The organism is Proteus faecis (assembly GCF_030286765.1).
In the GTDB taxonomy this organism is placed as follows: domain Bacteria; phylum Pseudomonadota; class Gammaproteobacteria; order Enterobacterales; family Enterobacteriaceae; genus Proteus; species Proteus faecis.
The window spans coordinates 83,490-103,911 of sequence record NZ_JASVWV010000005.1; the positions used below are offsets into that span (position 1 = coordinate 83,490).

The 20,422-nt window shown below is 38.4% G+C and carries 22 protein-coding genes; 15 read left to right on the forward strand and 7 right to left on the reverse strand.

Annotated elements, in window-relative coordinates; genetic code table 11:
- The first annotated feature begins 4 nt into the window (after positions 1-4).
- From QSH13_RS08705 to QSH13_RS08720, 4 genes are all read left to right on the forward strand, one after another.
- Positions 5-2,893, forward strand: coding sequence for a valine--tRNA ligase (locus QSH13_RS08705; RefSeq protein ID WP_286039051.1), 2,889 nt, complete (start codon positions 5-7; stop codon positions 2,891-2,893).
- Between the two features lie 375 nt (positions 2,894-3,268).
- Positions 3,269-3,778 carry a GNAT family N-acetyltransferase gene (locus tag QSH13_RS08710; protein WP_109396805.1) on the forward strand — a complete coding sequence of 170 codons (510 nt, stop codon included), beginning with the start codon at positions 3,269-3,271 and terminating at the stop codon, positions 3,776-3,778.
- 421 nt (positions 3,779-4,199) lie between these two features.
- Positions 4,200-4,367 (forward strand): YhfL family protein, encoded by a 168-nt coding sequence (locus QSH13_RS08715; protein WP_006535641.1) that lies wholly within the window; start codon positions 4,200-4,202, stop codon positions 4,365-4,367.
- A gap of 362 nt (positions 4,368-4,729) precedes the next feature.
- Positions 4,730-5,599 carry a pirin family protein gene (locus QSH13_RS08720; protein WP_286039052.1) on the forward strand — a complete coding sequence of 290 codons (870 nt, stop codon included), beginning with the start codon at positions 4,730-4,732 and terminating at the stop codon, positions 5,597-5,599.
- A gap of 106 nt (positions 5,600-5,705) precedes the next feature.
- Here the strand turns inward: QSH13_RS08720 and rraB are convergent, their stop codons facing one another.
- Positions 5,706-6,131, reverse strand: coding sequence for a ribonuclease E inhibitor RraB (gene rraB, locus QSH13_RS08725; RefSeq protein WP_109406865.1), 426 nt, complete (start codon positions 6,129-6,131; stop codon positions 5,706-5,708).
- Positions 6,132-6,315: 184 nt separating this feature from the next.
- Between rraB and argF the strand changes: the two genes are divergently transcribed.
- From argF to QSH13_RS08765, 8 genes are all read left to right on the forward strand, one after another.
- Entirely contained in the window at positions 6,316-7,320 is a 1,005-nt protein-coding gene (argF, locus tag QSH13_RS08730) for an ornithine carbamoyltransferase (protein WP_286039053.1), read from the forward strand.
- A gap of 347 nt (positions 7,321-7,667) precedes the next feature.
- The gene (gene pyrB, locus QSH13_RS08735) at positions 7,668-8,603 is read left to right on the forward strand and encodes an aspartate carbamoyltransferase (RefSeq protein WP_109396726.1); all 936 of its coding nucleotides are present in this window, start codon (positions 7,668-7,670) and stop codon (positions 8,601-8,603) included.
- 13 nt (positions 8,604-8,616) lie between these two features.
- Entirely contained in the window at positions 8,617-9,075 is a 459-nt protein-coding gene (pyrI, locus tag QSH13_RS08740) for an aspartate carbamoyltransferase regulatory subunit (protein ID WP_006535648.1), read from the forward strand.
- Between the two features lie 324 nt (positions 9,076-9,399).
- Entirely contained in the window at positions 9,400-9,786 is a 387-nt protein-coding gene (locus QSH13_RS08745) for a RidA family protein (RefSeq protein WP_006535650.1), read from the forward strand.
- 344 nt (positions 9,787-10,130) lie between these two features.
- Complete coding sequence (gene nrdD / locus QSH13_RS08750) at positions 10,131-12,269, forward strand: anaerobic ribonucleoside-triphosphate reductase (protein WP_109396725.1); 2,139 nt, start codon at positions 10,131-10,133, stop codon at positions 12,267-12,269.
- Between the two features lie 4 nt (positions 12,270-12,273).
- Positions 12,274-12,738 carry an anaerobic ribonucleoside-triphosphate reductase-activating protein gene (gene nrdG / locus QSH13_RS08755; RefSeq protein WP_109396724.1) on the forward strand — a complete coding sequence of 155 codons (465 nt, stop codon included), beginning with the start codon at positions 12,274-12,276 and terminating at the stop codon, positions 12,736-12,738.
- A gap of 26 nt (positions 12,739-12,764) precedes the next feature.
- Positions 12,765-12,974 carry a hypothetical protein gene (locus QSH13_RS08760; RefSeq protein ID WP_023583554.1) on the forward strand — a complete coding sequence of 70 codons (210 nt, stop codon included), beginning with the start codon at positions 12,765-12,767 and terminating at the stop codon, positions 12,972-12,974.
- Between the two features lie 173 nt (positions 12,975-13,147).
- Positions 13,148-13,510, forward strand: a complete 363-nt coding sequence (locus QSH13_RS08765; protein WP_286039054.1) for a hypothetical protein — start codon at positions 13,148-13,150, stop codon at positions 13,508-13,510.
- Between the two features lie 23 nt (positions 13,511-13,533).
- Here QSH13_RS08765 and QSH13_RS08770 read toward each other — a convergent pair whose 3' ends face one another.
- Together QSH13_RS08770 and QSH13_RS08775 are read right to left on the reverse strand one after the other, a co-directional pair.
- Positions 13,534-13,974, reverse strand: coding sequence for a YhbP family protein (locus QSH13_RS08770; protein WP_109396723.1), 441 nt, complete (start codon positions 13,972-13,974; stop codon positions 13,534-13,536).
- 114 nt (positions 13,975-14,088) lie between these two features.
- The gene (locus tag QSH13_RS08775) at positions 14,089-14,340 is read right to left on the reverse strand and encodes a YdgH/BhsA/McbA-like domain containing protein (protein WP_072064542.1); all 252 of its coding nucleotides are present in this window, start codon (positions 14,338-14,340) and stop codon (positions 14,089-14,091) included.
- A gap of 287 nt (positions 14,341-14,627) precedes the next feature.
- On the opposite strand from QSH13_RS08775, the gene QSH13_RS08780 reads away from it, so the two are divergent.
- On the forward strand, positions 14,628-14,918 hold the full coding sequence (locus tag QSH13_RS08780) for a GIY-YIG nuclease family protein (RefSeq protein ID WP_109396722.1): 291 nt from the start codon (positions 14,628-14,630) through the stop codon (positions 14,916-14,918).
- A 6-nt stretch (positions 14,919-14,924) separates the two neighbouring features.
- On the opposite strand, the gene QSH13_RS08785 is transcribed toward QSH13_RS08780, so the two are convergent.
- Positions 14,925-15,428 (reverse strand): GNAT family N-acetyltransferase, encoded by a 504-nt coding sequence (locus tag QSH13_RS08785; protein ID WP_286039055.1) that lies wholly within the window; start codon positions 15,426-15,428, stop codon positions 14,925-14,927.
- Positions 15,422-15,955 (reverse strand): ubiquinone anaerobic biosynthesis accessory factor UbiT, encoded by a 534-nt coding sequence (gene ubiT, locus QSH13_RS08790; protein ID WP_006535669.1) that lies wholly within the window; start codon positions 15,953-15,955, stop codon positions 15,422-15,424. Before ubiT ends, QSH13_RS08785 begins: the two co-directional genes overlap by 7 nt.
- Positions 15,956-16,171: 216 nt before the next feature.
- Here ubiT and ubiU point away from each other — a divergent pair, with 216 nt between their 5' ends.
- Both ubiU and QSH13_RS08800 read left to right on the forward strand, forming a co-directional pair.
- A complete protein-coding gene (gene ubiU / locus QSH13_RS08795) occupies positions 16,172-17,167 on the forward strand; it encodes a ubiquinone anaerobic biosynthesis protein UbiU (RefSeq protein WP_109396720.1) in 996 nt (331 codons plus the stop codon).
- 13 nt (positions 17,168-17,180) lie between these two features.
- On the forward strand, positions 17,181-18,059 hold the full coding sequence (locus QSH13_RS08800; protein WP_196544123.1) for a U32 family peptidase: 879 nt from the start codon (positions 17,181-17,183) through the stop codon (positions 18,057-18,059).
- A 52-nt stretch (positions 18,060-18,111) separates the two neighbouring features.
- Here QSH13_RS08800 and QSH13_RS08805 read toward each other — a convergent pair whose 3' ends face one another.
- Both QSH13_RS08805 and QSH13_RS08810 read right to left on the reverse strand, forming a co-directional pair.
- Positions 18,112-19,275, reverse strand: a complete 1,164-nt coding sequence (locus QSH13_RS08805; protein ID WP_109406868.1) for an ABC transporter permease — start codon at positions 19,273-19,275, stop codon at positions 18,112-18,114.
- Positions 19,275-20,420 (reverse strand): ABC transporter permease, encoded by a 1,146-nt coding sequence (locus QSH13_RS08810; RefSeq protein WP_109396717.1) that lies wholly within the window; start codon positions 20,418-20,420, stop codon positions 19,275-19,277. Before QSH13_RS08810 ends, QSH13_RS08805 begins: the two co-directional genes overlap by 1 nt.
- Positions 20,421-20,422: the final 2 nt, after the last annotated feature.

Here is a 20,422-nt window from a genome sequence, read left to right on the forward strand (position 1 = left end):
GAATATGGAAAATAAATCCGCACCGAAAGAGCCATCGCTCGACACAACATATAATCCAACAGAAATTGAACAACCTCTGTATCAGCATTGGGAAAAAAATGGCTATTTCAAAGCCAATGGCGATACAACGAAAGAAAGCTTCTGTATCGTGATCCCACCGCCAAACGTCACAGGTAGCCTACATATGGGTCATGCTTTCCAGCAGACCATTATGGATACCATGATCCGTTATCAGCGCATGCAAGGCAAAAACACCTTATGGCAGTCAGGTACTGACCATGCAGGTATCGCAACGCAAATGGTTGTTGAACGTAAAATTGCCGCTGAAGAAGGTAAAAATCGTCATGACTATGGTCGTGATGCATTTATCGATAAAATTTGGGAATGGAAAGCCGAATCAGGCGGTAACATCTCTAACCAAATGCGTCGTTTAGGTAACTCTGTTGATTGGGAACGTGAGCGCTTCACAATGGATGAAGGGTTATCTAAAGCTGTTAAAGAAGCTTTTGTCCGCTTACATAAAGAAGATCTTATCTACCGTGGCAAACGCCTTGTAAACTGGGATCCTAAGTTACACACCGCGATTTCTGATCTTGAAGTCGAAAACCGTGAAGTTAAAGGATCGATGTGGCATCTGCGTTATCCTTTAGCCGATGGGGCAAAAACAGCGGAAGGTAAAGATTACCTGATTGTTGCAACAACACGTCCTGAAACTATGTTAGGTGATACTGGTGTTGCTGTTAACCCAGAAGATCCTCGTTATAAAGATTTAATTGGTAAAGAAATTATTCTGCCAATCGTTAACCGTCGTATCCCTATTTTAGCGGACGAACACGCTGATATGGAAAAAGGTACAGGTTGCGTAAAAATCACTCCAGCTCATGACTTTAATGACTATGAAGTTGGACGTCGTCATCAATTACCAATGATTAATATCATGGATTTTGACGGCAATATCCGTGTAAGTGCAGAAGTATTAGATACTAATGGTGTTGAGTCTGATATTTACAGCACTGAAATTCCAGCAGCCTACCAAGGTATGGAACGCTTTGCTGCCCGTAAAGCAATAGTCGCTGAATTTGAACGTCTAGGTTTACTAGAAGAGATCAAACCTCACGATTTAACTGTACCTTACGGCGACCGTGGTGGCGTAGTTATCGAGCCTTTATTAACAGACCAATGGTATGTTCGTGCGGCACCTTTAGCGAAACCAGCCGTTGAAGCAGTTAAAAATGGCGATATCCAATTTGTACCAAAACAGTACGAAAACATGTACTTCTCATGGATGAACGATATCCAAGATTGGTGTATTTCTCGTCAACTGTGGTGGGGTCACCGTATCCCTGCGTGGTATGACAACCAAGGCAACGTTTATGTTGGTCGTGACGAAGAAGAAGTTCGTCGTGAAAACAATATCGCAGCTGATGTCGCATTACGCCAAGATGAGGACGTACTGGATACATGGTTCTCATCTGCACTATGGACATTCTCAACATTAGGCTGGCCTGAAAATACTGAAGCACTGAAAACATTCCATCCAACGAATGTCTTAGTCAGTGGATTCGATATTATATTCTTCTGGATCGCTCGCATGATCATGATGACCATGCACTTTATCAAAGATGAGGACGGTAAACCGCAAGTTCCATTTAATACGGTTTATATGACAGGCCTTATTCGTGATGAAGAAGGCCAGAAGATGTCAAAATCCAAAGGTAACGTACTTGACCCTCTGGATATGATCGACGGTATTTCATTAGAGAACCTGTTAGAAAAACGTACTGGTAATATGATGCAGCCACAAATGGCTGAAAAAATTGCTAAACGTACTCGCAAAGAGTTCCCAGAAGGAATTGAAGCACATGGTACAGATGCCCTGCGCTTTACCTTAGCGGCATTAGCATCAACAGGTCGCGATATTAATTGGGATATGAAACGTCTATCTGGTTACCGTAACTTCTGTAACAAGTTATGGAACGCAAGTCGCTTTGTTCTGATGAATACAGAAGAGCAAGATTGTGGTTACCAAGGTGGCGAAATGACATTCTCACTCGCTGACCGTTGGATCTTAGCTGAATTTAACAATACCGTTAAAGCCTATCGAGAAGCGTTAGACAACTATCGTTTCGATATCGCTGCCGGTATTTTATATGAGTTCACTTGGAACCAATTCTGTGACTGGTATCTTGAGCTATCTAAACCTGCGGTACACAAAGGTAATGATGCACAAAAACGCGCAGCACGTCATACACTGATTGAGGTGTTAGAAGGCTTACTACGTCTTGCTCATCCAATTATTCCATTTATCACAGAGACCATCTGGCAACGAGTGAAGGAAGTGAAAGGCATTGAAGGTGAAACCATCATGCTACAAGCTTTCCCTGAGTTCGATGCTTCACTGGTAGATGAACAAGCACTTAACGATCTTGAGTGGATCAAAGAAGTGATTGTTGCCGTTCGTAACATCCGTGCTGAAATGAATATTGCACCAGGTAAACCACTTGATGTTATCTTACGTGGCGCTGATGACAATGCTAAACGCCGTGTTAGTGACAATATTGGTTTCTTAAAAGCTATGGGTCGTTTGGCTGATATTCGTCCATTAGCAGAAGGTGAAGAAGCACCATTATCAGTGACTAAACTGGTTAGCGGTGCAGAATTGCTGATCCCAATGGCCGGCTTTATCGATAAAGATGCTGAACTTGCACGTTTAGATAAAGAAATTGAAAAAGTAGAGAAAGATATCACAACTTTAGACAGCAAATTATCTAACGATGGTTTTGTCAGCCGTGCGCCAGAAACAGTTGTAGCTAAAGAGCGTGAACGCTTAGCAACATGCTTAAGTGCAAAAGAGAAGCTGATCGCGCAGAAAGTCTCTATCGCCTCTTTATAAGCACTATCGCTTTAAAGACACAGAGATTAATAATGAAAACCCGCGTTTTATCGCGGGTTTTTACTTAGCTTCTTTCAGTCAAAAAATAAAACCATTTTTCACTTTATTTCTTATTATTCTCGGTTCTATTCTCGTCAATATGTATTTCTATTACTTATTTTCTCTTAAATTTAATCATCCACTAAAATATAACGCTAGAAATAAAGAGAGTAAGTAAGCAAAGAAAAAAGGTTTACGGTTTACAAACACGCTTAATCAATTAAGATAGTTTTTGTAGCCATCCGTGCTACTTTCAATGAAGAAGTTCCTTTCCGGTGCTCTCTCAATAAATAATCAAAAAATATTTTACTAATAAGTGAAACGATGAGTGCAACTATGACTGCAATCCAAACTATAACCCCAAATATTGTTATCCGAGCTATTGAAGAAAAAGACAACGCAGGTATTGCACGCGTTATTCGTGAAGTCTCAGCAGAACATGGTTTAACTGCCGATAAAGGCTTTGCTGTTGCCGATCCTATTTTAGATACCCTCTATGAAGTTTATCATCAACCACGCAGTGCTTACTGGGTTGTAGAAATGGATGGAGAAGTTGTTGGCGGTGGCGGTGTCGCACCACTGGCTGGTGGTGATGGCAATACTTGTGAATTACAAAAAATGTACCTTTCATCCAAACTACGAGGCAAAGGTATTGCGAAAAGAATCGTTTTACAATCTCTTGAATTTGGTAAAGAACAAGGCTTTAGCCGTTGCTATTTAGAAACCACAGATATCTTAAAAGCGGCTGTCGGTTTATACGAAAAACTAGGATTCGAATTTATTGATGAAGCATTAGGTAACACTGGACATAGTGATTGTGAGATCCGTATGGTGAAGCCACTTTAAGCGTTCTTGCTGTTCCCTACGTCATACAATAAATAAAATAAGTTCTACTTTACCCGCATTTCTTATGCGGGTTTTTATTAGCCCTAATAGCATCTATTAACACAAATCCTATTTATTAGAATGATATAAATACAGTATATTCTTATGCTTATTTTCATAATTAATTTCTTAATTAACTATTATCAAAAAATTATTAATGAAAGTCTTATCTTAAATATTATTAAAACTCACAAGTTTAAATTTTTTTTCATTTCACTCTAGATAATTATATTTCCCCTCTTAAATAAAATATTATTTATCTTGTTTTATATTTAAAAAAAAAGATTTTTTTATATTGCTATTTATAGCTAATTTAATATCTTTATACGGATAAAGTCATGTATTGGCTTTTATAACTCTAAAATTTAAAAGGAATTTTTCCATGAAAAACTTTGTTAAAATTGCACTTATTGCTTCTGTGATTACTGTAATGACTGGCTGTACTGGTAGCGTATACAATAAAGAAAAAGACTGTAACTATGACTACTTACTGCACCCAGCAGTTTCTGTTTCTAAAATTATTGGTGGTTGTGGCGACACAAACAAATAAGATTTAAGAAACAATCATATTAATAAACTACATTCTGACTTATTGTTGCTAAGAAAGAATGTGGTTTTTTTCTATTTACTAGAAAAATAATAATTAAATTTATTCAATTAAAATATCGTCACTCAATTGTTCAAATATAACCTATTTATTGTTTCTATTTTCCTTATTACATGTATTACATGTCTTTTATTTTTATCCGCTCAAGTTATTCATTTTTTTTGAATACCATCAACAAAATCCCCCTATTTTGTTCATCTCGCGAACACTTTATGATCAGCTTCATTAAGAAATCGCAATAATCTGTATTACCTCCTTCTGTGTCTTGGTTATTGCGGTTTCTTTCCTTAACTTGGAGAACAATCATGACTATCAGACAGATTAATCATATTTATTCGGCGCCAAATTCACACTGGGTAGGCAATGGCTTTCCAGTCAGCACCTTATTTTCCTATCAGGAAAACGGTGAGAAACATAGCCCGTTTCTGCTGATGGATTATGCTGAACCAACACTGTTTAAACCTGTTACCAATGCCCGTGGTGTAGGTGCGCATCCTCATCGTGGGTTTGAAACCGTGACAATCGCTTATCAAGGTGAGGTTTCTCATCATGACTCTAAAGGTCACGCAGGAACCATTACCGCAGGCGATGTGCAATGGATGACTGCTGCTTCTGGTATTTTGCATAAAGAGTATCACTCTGAAAAAATGACCAAAGAAGGTGGCGTATTAGAAATGGTGCAACTTTGGGTGAACCTGCCAACAGCGTACAAAATGACAGAGCCTCGTTATCAGGCACTGAAAGCAGAGGACATCCCCCATGTTGAATTACCTAATAACCAAGACTATGTCAGAGTCATTGCCGGTGATTACGCCAATACACAAGGAGTGGCAATGACCTACTCACCGCTAAATGTGTGGGATCTGCGTTTAAATCGCGCGGGTGTTTCACATCACAGTATTCCTGAAGGTCATAATGCAATGCTGTTTGTGGTAAAAGGTGCTGTACATATCAATGACAGTGAAATTGCGCGCCAACACGATATGGTGATGTTAGATAATCATGGCGATACGTTGATATTAGAATCAATGGGTGACACCATTGTTTTAATTCTAACAGGTGAACCAATTAATGAACCTATTGCAGGTCAGGGACCTTTTGTGATGAACACGCAAGAAGAGCTACAACAAGCTTTTTATGATTATGACACTGGTAAATTTGGTGTCATGAATTAATGACATTACTTTAAAAACAATAACACCAGTCACAAAGCGATAATTTTGTGGCTGGTGTTATATTGCACTGACAAATCAGGTACAAAAGGACAACATTTAGCAAAAATTAATGTAAACGTGATGACTTATCAGACTCTTCTTCGTCGTCTTCACCTTCTTCATCATCATACTCTGCGTCAGGATCTTCAAAATAAGTCCCCCAACCATCGTAATAGACACCCATTTTTTCAGCTAAATTCATTAATTGCTCAACTTGTGCATCAATAAGTTCAGCATTCAAACCACTCTCACTCACCGCATCAAAGCAAACTAAGATCTCACCAGATTCAACTTCAATTTCCTCAGGTTCCGTTACTTCGTAACCTAATTTAAAGACTTCAACCGCTGCTTTTTCTAGTGTTTCAAAATTTTCACAAGAGATATGGTGCTCAATGGTATACAGTGCATCAGGATCACTGCCATCTTCCAGTAATTCTTCAATAATAAGACGTGTTTCTTCACGTTGTTCTGCTAACTCTTTGCTGTCCGCCATAATCATGCTCCGCAATAGTCTGAAAAGGTATCTTGTTCATTCTCCCACAGGCAGGATCAACACTCCATACTTAATATGATGCCCTTATCGCATACTGTTTAAATTAAAAGTTTTCCTTTAGGGGTTGATGATGAATATTTATTGATATAAATTGAATATAAATTCAATAATAGGATATCACTCTATGAACCCTTTTTATCAAAAATCATTTTTACGCTTACTTGATTTTTCACCTGCAGAAATTCAGCAACTACTGGCATTGTCAGCACAATTGAAAAAAGCCAAAAAATCAGGCCAAGAGACTCAGTATCTTACTGGAAAAAATATCGCACTGATTTTTGAAAAAGACTCAACACGTACCCGTTGTGCATTTGAAGTTGCTGCATTTGATCAAGGCGCAAGAGTGACTTATTTAGGGGGCGGAAGCCAAATTGGGCATAAAGAATCGATAAAAGATACCGCTCGAGTATTAGGACGTATGTATGATGGTATTCAGTACAGGGGTTACGGACAAAAAACGGTAGATGCACTTGCACAATATTCAGGTGTACCTGTTTGGAATGGTTTAACTAATGAATTTCACCCAACACAGTTATTAGCAGATTTATTAACTATCACTGAGCACCAAACTAAACCTTTATCACAAACAGTCTTTGCTTACCTTGGTGACGCACGTAATAATATGGGAAATACCATGCTAGAAGCGGCAGCATTAACTGGTATGGATTTACGTTTAGTTGCCCCCAAAGCATGTTGGCCTGAAGCAAAATTAATTGCTCAATGCCAAGACATTACCAAGAAAAATGGTGGAAATATCACACTCACTGAAAATGTAGCAGAAGGAGTTAAAAAAGCTGATTTTCTTTACACCGATGTGTGGGTTTCTATGGGCGAACCGAAAGAAGTTTGGAAAGAGCGGATTGCTTTACTTAAGCCTTATCAGGTCAATATGGATGTTATAAAATTAACTGGGAATCCAGACGTTAAATTCCTTCACTGTTTACCCGCTTTTCATGACGAAGAGACAACAATGGGTAAAGCATTAGCTGAAGAATTTAACCTATATGGTGGCTTTGAAGTCACTGATGAGGTTTTTGAATCAAAACACAGCATTGTGTTTGATGAAGCAGAAAATCGTCTCCACACCATCAAAGCGGTAATGGTCGCGACCCTTGCAAATCCGTTCTAAAATACATATTCATGCAAAACACCTCTTTTTTATTGATAAAAAAATAGGTGTTTTTTTCGTTTTATCTCAAGCTTATTGATTTTTAAATTAAAAAAATTTTTTTAGCAAAAAACAAAAGCAAACGCTTGCGCACAACTTTAAGATGCGTATAATGCGCCACAATTTGTCAGGAGGAAAGATGAAACAGCGCCTATTCCAATTCGTAACAAAAACAAGCACCTTAACTGGTCGCAAGCGCATTCTCTTTTTTCCAATAGTCCTATTTTTTAAAACCCCTCTTATTGAGGGGTTTTTTTTGGCCTATAGAAAACCATCTATTGCACAATTCATCGCAAAGGAGAACTCTAATGACTAATCCGCTCTACCAAAAGCATATTATCTCCATCAATGATCTGGACAGGGAAGATTTGGAGTCTGTTCTTCACGTTGCTAATAAACTAAAACAGCAACCTAATAACGAATTGTTAAAAGACAAAGTGATTGCGAGTTGCTTTTTTGAAGCATCAACACGGACTCGCTTATCATTTGAGACAGCAATCAACCGCCTCGGCGCATCCGTTGTTGGTTTTTCTGATGGAAGCAACACGTCACTGGGTAAGAAAGGTGAAACATTAGCGGATACTATTTCGGTTCTTCGCACTTATGCCGATGCTATTGTGATTCGCCATCCTCAAGAAGGTGCTGCGCGTTTAGCTTCTGAATTTGCTGGCGATATTCCGGTACTCAATGCAGGTGATGGCGCAAACCAACATCCAACACAGACTTTACTTGATTTATTTACTATTCAAGAGACACAAGGTCGTTTAGATAATCTCAATATCGCGATGGTCGGTGACTTAAAATATGGCCGAACAGTGCATTCGCTGGCACAAGCATTAGCGAAATTTAAAGGCAATCATCTCTATTTTATCGCCCCTAAAGTACTCGCCATGCCAGAGCATATTCTTCACTTACTGGAAGAAAATGGTGTTGAATATAGCCAGCATGAAACAGTAGATGAAGTCATGCCAGAGCTAGACATTCTCTATATGACACGCGTACAAAAAGAGCGTTTAGATCCCTCTGAATACGCGAATGTTAAAGCACAATTTATCTTAACCACTGCAGATCTGGTGAATGTGAAAGAGAACCTCAAAATCCTACATCCACTGCCACGTATTGATGAAATTACGACCGATGTAGATAAAACACCTTACGCTTATTATTTTCAACAAGCAGGCAATGGTATCTACGCACGTCAGGCATTACTTGCCTTAGTTCTGAATAAAAACTTAGTTCTTTAATAAGGAGCACACCATGACACATGATCACAAACTAAAAGTTGAAGCTATCAAACGTGGGACTGTTATTGATCATATTCCAGCGCAGGTGGGCTTTAAAATTCTTTCACTGTTTCGCTTAACAGAAACGGACGAAAGAATCACCGTTGGTTTTAATTTGCCTTCAGAAAATTTAGGTAAGAAAGACTTAATTAAAATCGAAAATGTCTTTTTAACCTCTGAGCAAGCAAACCGTTTAGCAATGTATGCACCTCAAGCAACGGTCAATATTATCGATGATTATCAAGTCGTTAATAAGATGGCATTAAGCTTGCCTGAACTACTTGAAGATGTGGTGCCTTGTCCTAATAGCAACTGTATTAGCCATAACGAGCCAGTACAAAGCAGTTTCCGAGTCAAAAAACTGGCCTCAGATGTTGTATTAACCTGCAAATACTGTGAAAAAGAGTTCGAGCGCCACGCGGTTATTCGTTAATTCTTTTAACTATCTGCTCGCAAGGGCAGATAGTTTTTTATAAAAAAAGAATAATTATCTCTTAAAAGCCCCAAGACTATTTTTACTAAAAATAGAATTAGTCTATTTCCTCTTTTTTATAAAAAATATTACTACGATCTCACTATTTTTATGGACTAAAAGCAGCGTCAATACGCCGTATAACTCTACATTCATTTTCTTTTTATCGATAGAGACTTTATGATAAAGCCTGATATCTGTCATATTGCTAACCTAAAGCACTGGCTATAATAGCGCCACACTAATCGAATGTTAGCGTTAATCTTATAAAAACAGGAGCTCTACATGTCTTACGAAATTAATACCGATAAAGCCCCAGCAGCGATCGGCCCTTATGTACAAGGTGTTGATTTAGGCAATTTAGTGATCACTTCAGGTCAATTACCTGTTGATCCTGCAACTGGTGAGTTTGTTTCTGATAATGCAGCAGAACAAGCTCGTCAATCTTTAGAAAACGTAAAAGCAATCATTGAAAAAGCAGGTTTAACGGTTGCTAATATCATCAAAACCACTGTTTTCGTAAAAGATTTAAATGACTTCGGTACAATCAATGCTGCTTATGAAGCATTCTTCAAAGAGCATAACGCTGCATTCCCTGCCCGCTCTTGTGTTGAGGTTGCTCGTTTACCAAAAGATGCAAAAGTAGAAATCGAAGTTATCGCTATCCGTTAATTTCGTCTCAATAGCAAGCCATAAAAAAGCAAAGGTCTCTTTATGAGCACTTTGCTTTTTTTATGTTCTCACTTTTTGATGAATAATTTATCACTTCTGTTTTTGGCACATATTTACAATTCTACCAATCCCTCTTGATGCCTGATGTAGCAAAAATACCTTGATGTAGATCAGTTTTAATGAAGATTATTTCCCTTTCAATTACTATATATTGTGCTTTAATACATACCGATATACAACATATAGTAATTATACACATCTTATCCACAATAAGCCTGAATGCTGTGCCATCACCTGTTTTTATGGGATTTGAGCCTGTGGATAAATAGTTAAGGAGCAAGATTGTGAAAACCATAGTGATAAAACGAGACGGATGTAAAGTCTCTTTTGACCAAACCCGCATCAGTGATGCTATCAAAAGAGCCGCCGTAGCTTGTGAGATCACTGATGATGATTATTGCGTATCTGTCGCTCAATCTGTTTCACAATCTCTCGCAGGACGTTCGAATGTCGATATCCGTGAGATCCAAGACGCCGTAGAAAATCAGCTGATGGCTGGCAAACATAAAGATGTTGCCAGAGCCTATATTGAATACCGTCATGACCGAGATGTTGCTCGTGAGCAACGTGGAAGACTAACTCAGGAAATCCGAGGTCTTATCGAACAAAGTGATGTCTCTATTCTTCATGAGAATGCGAATAAAGACAGTAAGGTTATCCCTACCCAGCGTGATTTACTTGCGGGTATTGTGGCTAAACATTACGCAAAATTACATATCCTGCCAAGAGATGTGGTACTCGCTCATGAGCGTGGCGAAATTCATTATCATGATCTCGATTACTCACCGTTTTTCCCTATGTTTAACTGTATGCTAATTGACCTTAAGGGCATGTTAAACAATGGCTTTAAAATGGGAAATGCGGAAATAGAACCCCCAAAATCTATTTCAACAGCAACAGCAGTAACTGCACAAATTATTGCACAAGTGGCAAGCCATATTTATGGCGGTACAACGATAAATCGTATCGATGAAGTATTGGCGCCGTTTGTAAAATCAAGTTATGACAAACACTATAAAGTCGCGCAAGAATGGCAAATTGCTGATAAAGAAGCTTATGCTAATGCGCGCACAGAAAAAGAGTGTTACGACGCATTCCAATCTTTAGAGTATGAAGTTAATACACTGCATACCGCTAATGGGCAAACACCATTTGTCACTTTTGGTTTTGGCCTTGGCACCTCAAAAGAAGCACGTTTAATTCAACGTTCTATTCTTGAAAATCGTATGGCTGGCTTAGGAAAAAACCGCAAAACGGCGGTTTTCCCCAAACTCGTTTTTGCCATTAAAGATGGTTTAAACCATAAATTTGGTGATCCTAATTACGATATCAAACAACTTGCTCTTGAATGTGCAAGTAAACGCATGTATCCCGATATCTTAAATTACGATCAAGTCGTTAAAGTAACGGGGTCATTTAAAACACCAATGGGTTGTCGTAGCTTCTTAGGTGTTTACGAAGAAAATGGTGAGATGATCCATGAAGGTCGTAATAATCTGGGTGTTATCAGCCTAAACTTACCGCGTATTGCTATTGAGGCACAAGGTGATGAAGCCACATTCTGGTCACTACTTGACTCTCGCCTTGAATTAGCGAAAAAAGCACTGATGACACGTATTGCTCGTTTAGAAAACGTCAAAGCGCGTGTTGCTCCAATCCTTTATATGGAAGGTGCTTGTGGTGTTCGTTTAAAAGCAGATGATAATGTAGCTGAAATCTTTAAACATGGCAGAGCATCAATCTCATTAGGTTATATCGGTGTCCATGAAACCATTAATGCACTATTTGGCACTCAAACTCACGTTTTTGACGACGAGACCTTAAGAGAAAAAGCCGTGGCGATTATCAATCGTCTACGTGAAGCAACAGATCAGTGGAAAGCAGAGACTGGTTATGGCTTTAGCCTCTACAGCACACCAAGTGAAAACTTATGTGATCGCTTCTGTCGTTTAGATGCAGCAGAGTTTGGCATTATTCCTGGTGTTACAGATAAAGGTTATTACACCAATAGCTTCCACTTAGATGTTGAAAAGAAAGTAAACCCATACGATAAATTAGACTTTGAAGCGCCTTATCCTCCTTTAGCTAATGGCGGTTTTATCTGTTATGGCGAATATCCTAACCTACAGCATAACCTCAAAGCGTTAGAAGATGTGTGGGATTACAGCTATACCCGAGTTCCTTATTACGGGACAAACACGCCGATTGATGAGTGTTATGACTGTGGTTATACCGGTGAATTCTCTTGTACTAGCAAAGGGTTTACTTGCCCACGTTGTGGTAATCACAATCCAGCGAGAGTTTCTGTTATTCGCCGTGTATGTGGATATTTAGGTAGCCCAGATTCACGTCCATTTAATGCGGGTAAGCAAGAAGAAGTTAAGCGTCGTGTGAAACATCTGGCAAATGGTCAGTTAGGTTAACCGTGTGAATTACCATCAATATTATCCTGTTGATGTTGTCAATGGTCCAGGTACTCGTTGCACCCTGTTTGTTTCAGGGTGCATACATCAATGCCGAGGCTGTTATAACAAATCAACGTGGTCATTAACGTCAGGCAAGCCATTTACACAAGAGATGGAAGATCAGATTATTGCCGATCTTCAAGACAGTCGAATCAAACGACAAGGATTATCACTTTCAGGGGGAGATCCCCTACACCCTCAAAATCTTTCTGCTATATTAAAATTGGTACTACGTATTAAAACGCAATGCCCTGAAAAAGATATTTGGGTTTGGACAGGCTACCTACTGGCTGATTTAACCCCAGAACAGCAAGAAGTCGTTAACCATATTGACGTACTGATTGATGGCAAGTTCGTCCAAGAACTTTATGATCCCGCATTACTGTGGCGCGGTAGTAGTAATCAGGTGATCCATAAATTGAAGTAATACACATTGAATTAACTGGAGGATGTATGCCTTTAAGTGATAATAAATATGTAAGCTTTTCTGAAGATCATGAACTGAACTACCATTTAAAAAAATGGGGTAAGAAGCAGTCTAAAGCGAATCGAGAACAACTCGTGAAGCTAGGCACTGAATTGAAAAAGAAACTCGGTGCTAAACATCTTCAACACACTGAAATAGATGCAGAGATAGAAAAAAATCTTTCATCATTTGAGTAACCCCTAAAGGCCCCTAATTGTTATCTAACGATTAGGGGTCACTTCACTATTAAGCCACCCGTTTAATCACACCTGTTATCAAATGCGAATCATTTTCAAAAAAGATAGTCAAAGTGATTAGTTTTGTTTTATTATTAACACTCTTAATTATTCTTTTTACGATGATATTTGATATGAAATTAGCCCTCTTCTCTGTATTTTCAATGATTTTACTTTCTGGTTGCAGCACTACTTGGGAACCCAAAGGTGCATCAGATTACACATTACAGGAAGCTAAAATGCTTTGTGAGTTTGATGCGAATACTCGCTACCCTATTCGCAAAGAAGTGCTACAACGTACCGTTTATCGTGATGTACAAAAGACATGTCGCAAAGATGATAAAGACCACTGTGGTGATAAAAAAACCTACACTGAACGTGTACCGATGACAGAAAGCTATGTTGAAGACATTAATCAAGAAGACAGAAAAAGCTTCTACACTTCTTGCATGTCTTTAAAAGGGTGGGAACAAAAAAATCATTATTTTTGGGAATAGCTGAAAGTTAAGAAAAAACGCGTTTAATTACGTTGCCAATAGAGCTTAGAACCAAAACCTAATTGATTATTCACCATCTTAATTTCTTGCAATTGTAGCGCCCATAAAGGTACATGAATGGCGGCTAATGCGACAGGAAAACGTAAACAATAATGTTTTCTTGCGTTGATGTCGTCCTTACCTGTTAGTAAAGAAACCGTGCCAGTAAATTGGATCCCTTGTAAATTTGAGACAACCATTTCTTGCGTGCTAATACTTCCTGCAACTAATAAATTTTCCTGCATCATTTGAGCATGCCGTGTTTTCTTTTCAGAAAGAAAAACAAGCCTCATCTGATTTTCATCAAACCAATAAAAACAATTAGCACACCAAACATCACTCAATGAACGTGTTGTGCATAAGGTAAATACGTGGTTATCACGTATGTATTGTTTAATTATTTTGATCGAGTCTGAAGGAGACATAATATACCTGTATAGATACACAAAGAGACGCTGTTTAGTTGATAATTATATCACCAAAACCAGCGTCTTTCCGAGTGTCTCTTATTACAGGTTATTTATCTGAAATAGTTAATATTAACGATAAATTTCAGCATCTACTGTGAGGTAATTATCACCTGTTGCACCGACAACTTTAAAGCTTTTTGCACCTTCATCTTTTGCGATTTGGGCAATCTTAGCGGTTAAACCATCTAAAGTATCACTACCTGTGATTGTGATATACTCACCATTCATCGAAGAACTTTTTGATACACTATCAGATGCGATTGAACCGAATGAAATAGCACTTAAAGCTAATGTGGCAGCGATTAATGTAGATTTTTTCATAATAAACTCCAAATATATTCTAATTTTGCTAAGTATCGCGGAGTGTCTCTCTGTGATGCAGATCATATTATGCGCTTTAGTTTAACTTTAAAATTAGCAATAATTGCTGTTCATTTTCAAAAAATTTGAATATTATTTTTTAAATAATAGAATCTACTGTCACAAATATTTCACAACATATTGATATATCTAATAGATTTCATTTTGATAAAACGATAAATTACTCACTTAAAAAATTAAGAAATATTATTTATCAAAAGAAAAAGTAGCACAAAAAGGAAAAAATGATGACAGAGACAATGTGGTCACTCTATATAGTTAGAAATCGTCTCGGTTCTCTTTATACAGGGATCACAACAAATGTTGAGCGGCGTTTTCAACAACATCAGAATGGAACTGGTGCTAAAGCCCTGAAAGGGAAAGGCCCTTTATTACTAGAGTTTTATTGTCAGGTAGGGAATAGACAACGTGCTTCTCAACTAGAATACCAATTAAAGCAGTTGAAAAAGATGCAAAAAGAAAAGCTGATCATTGACCAGCCTTCAGACATTGCATTGTATTTAAGACAAGATAAATAAATTTAGTTAAAACTGGTCAAACAATGGTGAATAATTGACTAAACCATGAATGTCATCAACATTGCCATTTTCTAACGCATAAAGCTGAAAAGCTTCTTCTATATCCGGCCATTTACAATGTAAGCCCTGTGATTTAGCTGGAATAAAACCTGATTTTTGGTAGTACTCAGGATCACCCAACACCACAACAGCACCGTAACCAAATTCATTTAGACTATCTAATCCTTCATTTATCAGTTGACGTCCAATACCTTGGTTTTGGAAATCAGGCGCAACAGCAAGTGGTGCAAGCCCTACCCACTGACAATCTTTTCCATCAATATCAACAGGTGTAAAACCGATATAGCCAATCAATTGGCCCTCATCGCTAATTGCCACCATGCCTAATGTTAATAACCCTTCTTCACGTAAGTGTCCGACTAAATCTGCTTCAGCACTTGTCGGAAACGCTTGGCGTAAAAGGCTATCAATTGCAGGAATATCAACGGGAATTTCAACACGTATTAGCATGAAGTTGAGCTCAGTTCATGGCTGTGTAGCGTGTCTTCTTTTTCTTCTTGAAGCCCACTTTTTACAAACTCAGCCAGTTGTAATAAACCAAAACGCAACACAGATGGCATTGAGTCTAATTCAATTGCATCCATCAGGTTCTTAACATATAACCCGAGTTCTGTATCACCCTCAATTTGTAGACGACGTTGGAAAAATAAGGTGTCGGGATCTTCTTTGCGTGCAGCAATTAAAATAAGATCATTAGCGTTTCCACTAAAGCTGACATCTTCTTTTTCTAAGCGACTGACCACTAATTTATCATCACGAACACTGATAAACCACTGTAAATGTAAGTCTCTTATCTCAACTTTTAGCCACTTATCTTCTAAGAAGTGTAAATCGCCTTCGGCTAATGATTCACGAAACTGCCAACTTAAAAACTGTTCTAAGATATCGCGTTGCAAAGCAAATGGAGTAACTTGTAAAGGGTAACGTAAAAAACGAGGCCCCTCTTTAACCAAATGGGTACGAATTTTGTTAAACACGTTCGGACTCCTATAAATAAAATTATGGGCTATTGTGCCAGATATAGACAGTTATTCTGCGATCCTATATCAATATTCAGTTAATCCGTTGTTCACATTTTGAGTTCTTTGATTTTACTTAAGCAAAAAACAGAGTTCTCTGCCCTAAATCAAAACCTTTTTTTATCTTGCTCATTACAATTTCTGATCATTCTTAATTTCTAAAGGGAAGTGAAGATGGAATTGCTGTGCCCTGCAGGTAATTTACCTGCCTTAAAAGCGGCCATAGATAATGGTGCAGATGCGGTTTATATCGGCTTAAAAGATGATACTAATGCAAGACATTTTGCTGGTTTAAATTTCACAGAAAAGAAGTTACAAGAAGCGGTTAATTATGTTCATCGCCACCAGCGAAAATTGCATATTGCAATAAACACCTTTGCTCATCCTGATGGATTTGAACGCTGGCAAAAAGCCGTTGATATGGCAGCATCTTTAGGTGCGGATGCGCTTATCTTGGCAGATATCGCCATGTTAGAGTACGCTGCAGAGCGTTATCCTCATATTGAACGTCATGTTTCAGTACAAGCCTCAGCAACCAATACACAAGCTATTGAGTTTTATCAACGTAATTTCGATGTGGCTCGTATTGTTCTTCCTCGTGTTCTGTCTCTTCATCAAGTCAAACAATTAGCGCAAACGAGTCCAGTACCTTTAGAAGTTTTTGCCTTTGGTAGCTTATGTATTATGGCTGAAGGTCGATGCTATCTTTCTTCTTATTTAACAGGTGAATCTCCTAATACCGTTGGTGCGTGTTCTCCTGCTCGTTTTGTACGTTGGCAGCAGACACCACAAGGTATGGAATCTCGTCTTAATGATGTACTTATCGACCGCTATTCACCCAATGAAAATGCAGGTTACCCAACATTATGCAAGGGGCGCTATTTTGTTGATAACCACTGTTATCATGCATTAGAAGAGCCAACAAGTCTCAATACACTGTCTCTATTACCTGAACTCATGGCGATGAATATTGCATCAGTCAAAATTGAAGGCCGTCAACGTAGCCCAGCTTATGTAACAGAGGTCGCAAGAGTTTGGCGCGCTGCAATTGATCAATGCAAGAAAGATCCTCAAGGTTTTAGTACCAACCCACGTTGGATGAATGCATTAGGAAAAATATCAGAAGGAACGCAAACAACTTTAGGTGCTTATCACCGCAAATGGCAATAATAAGGATATAAAAATGAAATATGCATTAGGTTCTGTACTTTATTATTGGCAAAAAGAGACACTTGAAGCGTTCTATGAAAAAGCAACACAGTGTGATGCTGATATTATCTATTTAGGTGAAACAGTTTGTAGTAAGCGCAGAGAAATCAAGCCTCAAGATTGGATAAGTCTAGCCAAAGAAGTCGCTAAAAGCGGTAAACAAGTAGTTCTTTCTACCTTAGCGTTATTACAAGCACCTTCTGAATTAAAAGAAATTGCTAAGTTAGTTGATAACGGTGAATTTTTAGTTGAAGCACATGATTTTGGCGTGATCAATATGCTTTATGAGCGCCATCTTCCTTTTGTCGCAGGTCACGGATTAAATTGCTACAACGCTTATGCACTACGTTTATTGTATAAGCAAGGCATGATACGTTGGTGTATGCCTGTTGAGCTTTCTCGTGAGTGGTTAAATAATCTTTTAAATCAATGTGAAGAATTAGGCATTCGCAATAAATTTGAAGTTGAAGTATTGGCTTATGGACATCTTCCTTTAGCCTATTCTGCTCGTTGTTTTACTGCCCGTTCTGAAAATCGTTCTAAAGATGATTGTGAAACCTGCTGTCAAAAATACCCTCAAGGTCGTGAAGTATTATCACAAGAGAACCAACAAGTATTTGTGCTCAATGGTATTCAAACACAAAGTGGCTACTGTTATAACTTGGGTAACGATCAAACATCAATGACAGGGTTAGTAGACATTATTCGCCTTTCGCCTGAATCTGATGCAATTTTTGATACCTTGAAACAATTTCGCCAAAATGAACAAGGTCAACAGCCACTGATAACCGTTCATCACCATGACTGTAATGGCTATTGGCGTAAGCTAGCTGGATTGGAATTGGTAGAGTAAAAATATTTTAGCAAATCATAATGTAATGAAATAGAAAGCCCATCAGGGCTTTTTATTTTGACTCACCACGATAATGTAACCATTGCTTAAGTTGGTGTGTAATATGTCTTAACTCACCATTACGCAACATCCCCACCAGCACACCTAACACGGTGTAAATCACGCCTAAAACTAACATCATCACGATATCACCCAATATACTTTGGAATGATAATCCCATTTGATTTATGCCTGCCATAGCATTTACTGCCCATGTAGAAGGTAATGCAGATGAAATGGCAAATACCCAGTCAGGCATTGCTTGTAATGGCCAGATCGTGCCAGAAATATAGAACACGGGTGTGGTGACAAATGCTAGGGTCAGATAAATCATCTCAACACTGCGTAAGCATTCTGTAATTAGCTTACCAAGACCTAATACTGCCAATAGGAATGGGAAAGTGAGCATCCATATTTGGTAAAGCGGAGCCTCTTGTCGATAACCTAATACCCAAGGCCATAATGCAAAGAAGACGGCAGATAAAAATAACCAGATAGGAATAAGTGCCGATAACGCCCCTAAATAAACCGCTAATGGTGGCTTTCCTTTTGGTGTACTTCTCACGGCAATACTGACACGCACACAGGCAATTAAAAGGGAATGTTGTAATAACATCACTAATAAGCCTGGGAAAATAATCGCAGCAAAACTTACTCCGGGGTTATACATCGCAATGGTTTCACCCTGAATAGGCTTTAATAGGATTTTTGATTGCTCAACACTAAAGCCTGCATTTTGTAAAATGCGCCCATTGTAAGAGTCTAATAACTGTTGATAAGCCAACATTAATTCCTGCTGAATTTGCCCGCTGGCAAGACGGTTTGTTGCATCACCAAAAACCGGCACGGTGACATCTTTACCATTGAGTAATTTCTTTTCAAAATCAGTCGGAATAATAATAATGGCAAAAAGCTCACGCATAATCATATCGTGTCGAGCTTCATCCAAATTATCGTAGTTCTTAATGCTTAATTTAGGTGTCGAGTTTAATGCTCGGATCAGTGAATAACTTGCGGGGCTATGATCTTGATTAATCACTGCTACAGGTAAATCCCATAAAACAGGTTTAGCATATACCAAACTCATAATGCATAGGGAAACGATAAGTAACATCCACATGGGTTTTTCTAACATACCCAATAGAACACGCTTAAAGGTTTGGAAGTACATCTGCATCATGCCACACCTACCTGTAATTCCAACCGTTTAAAAATACGTTTGCGAACTAATAAGGCGATAGCAAAAGGATAAATCAGCAAGAGTGAACAAACATATAAAATACCTTGTAGTGATACTTCTCTTAAGAAGATATCAAACATCGCATTTAAGGCGTGGGTTAATGGCTCTAAGTTAGAGATGATCCTTGCAGGTAAGATCATCGAAAGTTCAGGTACAGCCATGCCTGAAAATGCCAATGCTATACTCACCAACATACCTATCATACTGTATGCCGTTATCGCACTATTGGTAAATGCAAAAAGTAGCAACCCCACACTTTGAGCTGCAATAATATAGAAGAATCCCACTAACACCATATAGAGCGGATTACCATTCACTTTCGCCCCCGAAAAATGCACTAATGCTGCTAATTCAACAATTAATAAGGTTAAGAAAAACAGCGTGTAAGGCGTGAGCTTACCAATAAGTGCAAATGTGAAGGGCTTAATATTCAATAGCATATTACCGCGCGACAATGAATAAATCGTACAGGTCACGACAAATAGTTGGAGCATATGGATCGTAGCCGCAAATTGCTGATAATAAATATAACTACCACTGGCATTAAACAAACTGTCATAAGAGAAGGTCACTTTTGCCAATGGGGGAACAGGTTTATTCATTTCTTGCGCTAAAACCGTGCGATATTGCGCATTAAGTTCTGCAATTAGTCCACTAAAATCCTGTATTGCATAGCTCCCTGCAGCATAATACAACCCGTTGTAATACATACGTGTAGTAGGTTGTTTTCCTGCTAATACCTTACTTTCAAAGTGTCGAGGAATAGTGAGTATTGCGTAATCTTTTGCGCTACCAAGCCGTTCCATTGCGGTACGAGGATTACCATCTAGCGTATTTAATTGCGCATGAGAGCCTGCATTTAAGTCTCTAACCAGTGTTCGCGATAATGGGCTATTATCATTATTGATCACTGAAACTGGCAAATTCAGCAATGTACCTTCAGAAAAGTTAGCACTAATTAACGTGAACAACATTAATGGAAATAACCAGCTTAGCCAGTGAAAAACCGGGCTACGAACTGCCATATGAGTTTCTCGTGAAAATGCGCTACTAAAGCCACGCCAAGCTGCCTTTACTCTCATTA

Bases quoted from the DNA above. Each gene is read 5' to 3' on its own strand.
- QSH13_RS08780 (WP_109396722.1), top strand. From the start codon at position 14,628: ATGACAGAGACAATGTGGTCACTCTATATAGTTAGAAATCGTCTCGGT.
- QSH13_RS08720 (WP_286039052.1), top strand. From the start codon at position 4,730: ATGACTATCAGACAGATTAATCATATTTATTCGGCGCCAAATTCACAC.
- pyrI (WP_006535648.1), top strand. From the start codon at position 8,617: ATGACACATGATCACAAACTAAAAGTTGAAGCTATCAAACGTGGGACT.
- QSH13_RS08800 (WP_196544123.1), top strand. From the start codon at position 17,181: ATGAAATATGCATTAGGTTCTGTACTTTATTATTGGCAAAAAGAGACA.
- argF (WP_286039053.1), top strand. From the start codon at position 6,316: ATGAACCCTTTTTATCAAAAATCATTTTTACGCTTACTTGATTTTTCA.
- QSH13_RS08760 (WP_023583554.1), top strand. From the start codon at position 12,765: ATGCCTTTAAGTGATAATAAATATGTAAGCTTTTCTGAAGATCATGAA.
- QSH13_RS08715 (WP_006535641.1), top strand. From the start codon at position 4,200: ATGAAAAACTTTGTTAAAATTGCACTTATTGCTTCTGTGATTACTGTA.
- QSH13_RS08765 (WP_286039054.1), top strand. From the start codon at position 13,148: ATGAAATTAGCCCTCTTCTCTGTATTTTCAATGATTTTACTTTCTGGT.
- QSH13_RS08705 (WP_286039051.1), top strand. From the start codon at position 5: ATGGAAAATAAATCCGCACCGAAAGAGCCATCGCTCGACACAACATAT.
- QSH13_RS08710 (WP_109396805.1), top strand. From the start codon at position 3,269: ATGACTGCAATCCAAACTATAACCCCAAATATTGTTATCCGAGCTATT.
- pyrB (WP_109396726.1), top strand. From the start codon at position 7,668: ATGACTAATCCGCTCTACCAAAAGCATATTATCTCCATCAATGATCTG.
- rraB (WP_109406865.1), bottom strand. From the start codon at position 6,131: ATGGCGGACAGCAAAGAGTTAGCAGAACAACGTGAAGAAACACGTCTT.
- QSH13_RS08785 (WP_286039055.1), bottom strand. From the start codon at position 15,428: ATGCTAATACGTGTTGAAATTCCCGTTGATATTCCTGCAATTGATAGC.
- QSH13_RS08745 (WP_006535650.1), top strand. From the start codon at position 9,400: ATGTCTTACGAAATTAATACCGATAAAGCCCCAGCAGCGATCGGCCCT.
- QSH13_RS08770 (WP_109396723.1), bottom strand. From the start codon at position 13,974: ATGTCTCCTTCAGACTCGATCAAAATAATTAAACAATACATACGTGAT.
- QSH13_RS08810 (WP_109396717.1), bottom strand. From the start codon at position 20,420: ATGAGAGTAAAGGCAGCTTGGCGTGGCTTTAGTAGCGCATTTTCACGA.
- QSH13_RS08775 (WP_072064542.1), bottom strand. From the start codon at position 14,340: ATGAAAAAATCTACATTAATCGCTGCCACATTAGCTTTAAGTGCTATT.
- ubiU (WP_109396720.1), top strand. From the start codon at position 16,172: ATGGAATTGCTGTGCCCTGCAGGTAATTTACCTGCCTTAAAAGCGGCC.
- QSH13_RS08805 (WP_109406868.1), bottom strand. From the start codon at position 19,275: ATGCAGATGTACTTCCAAACCTTTAAGCGTGTTCTATTGGGTATGTTA.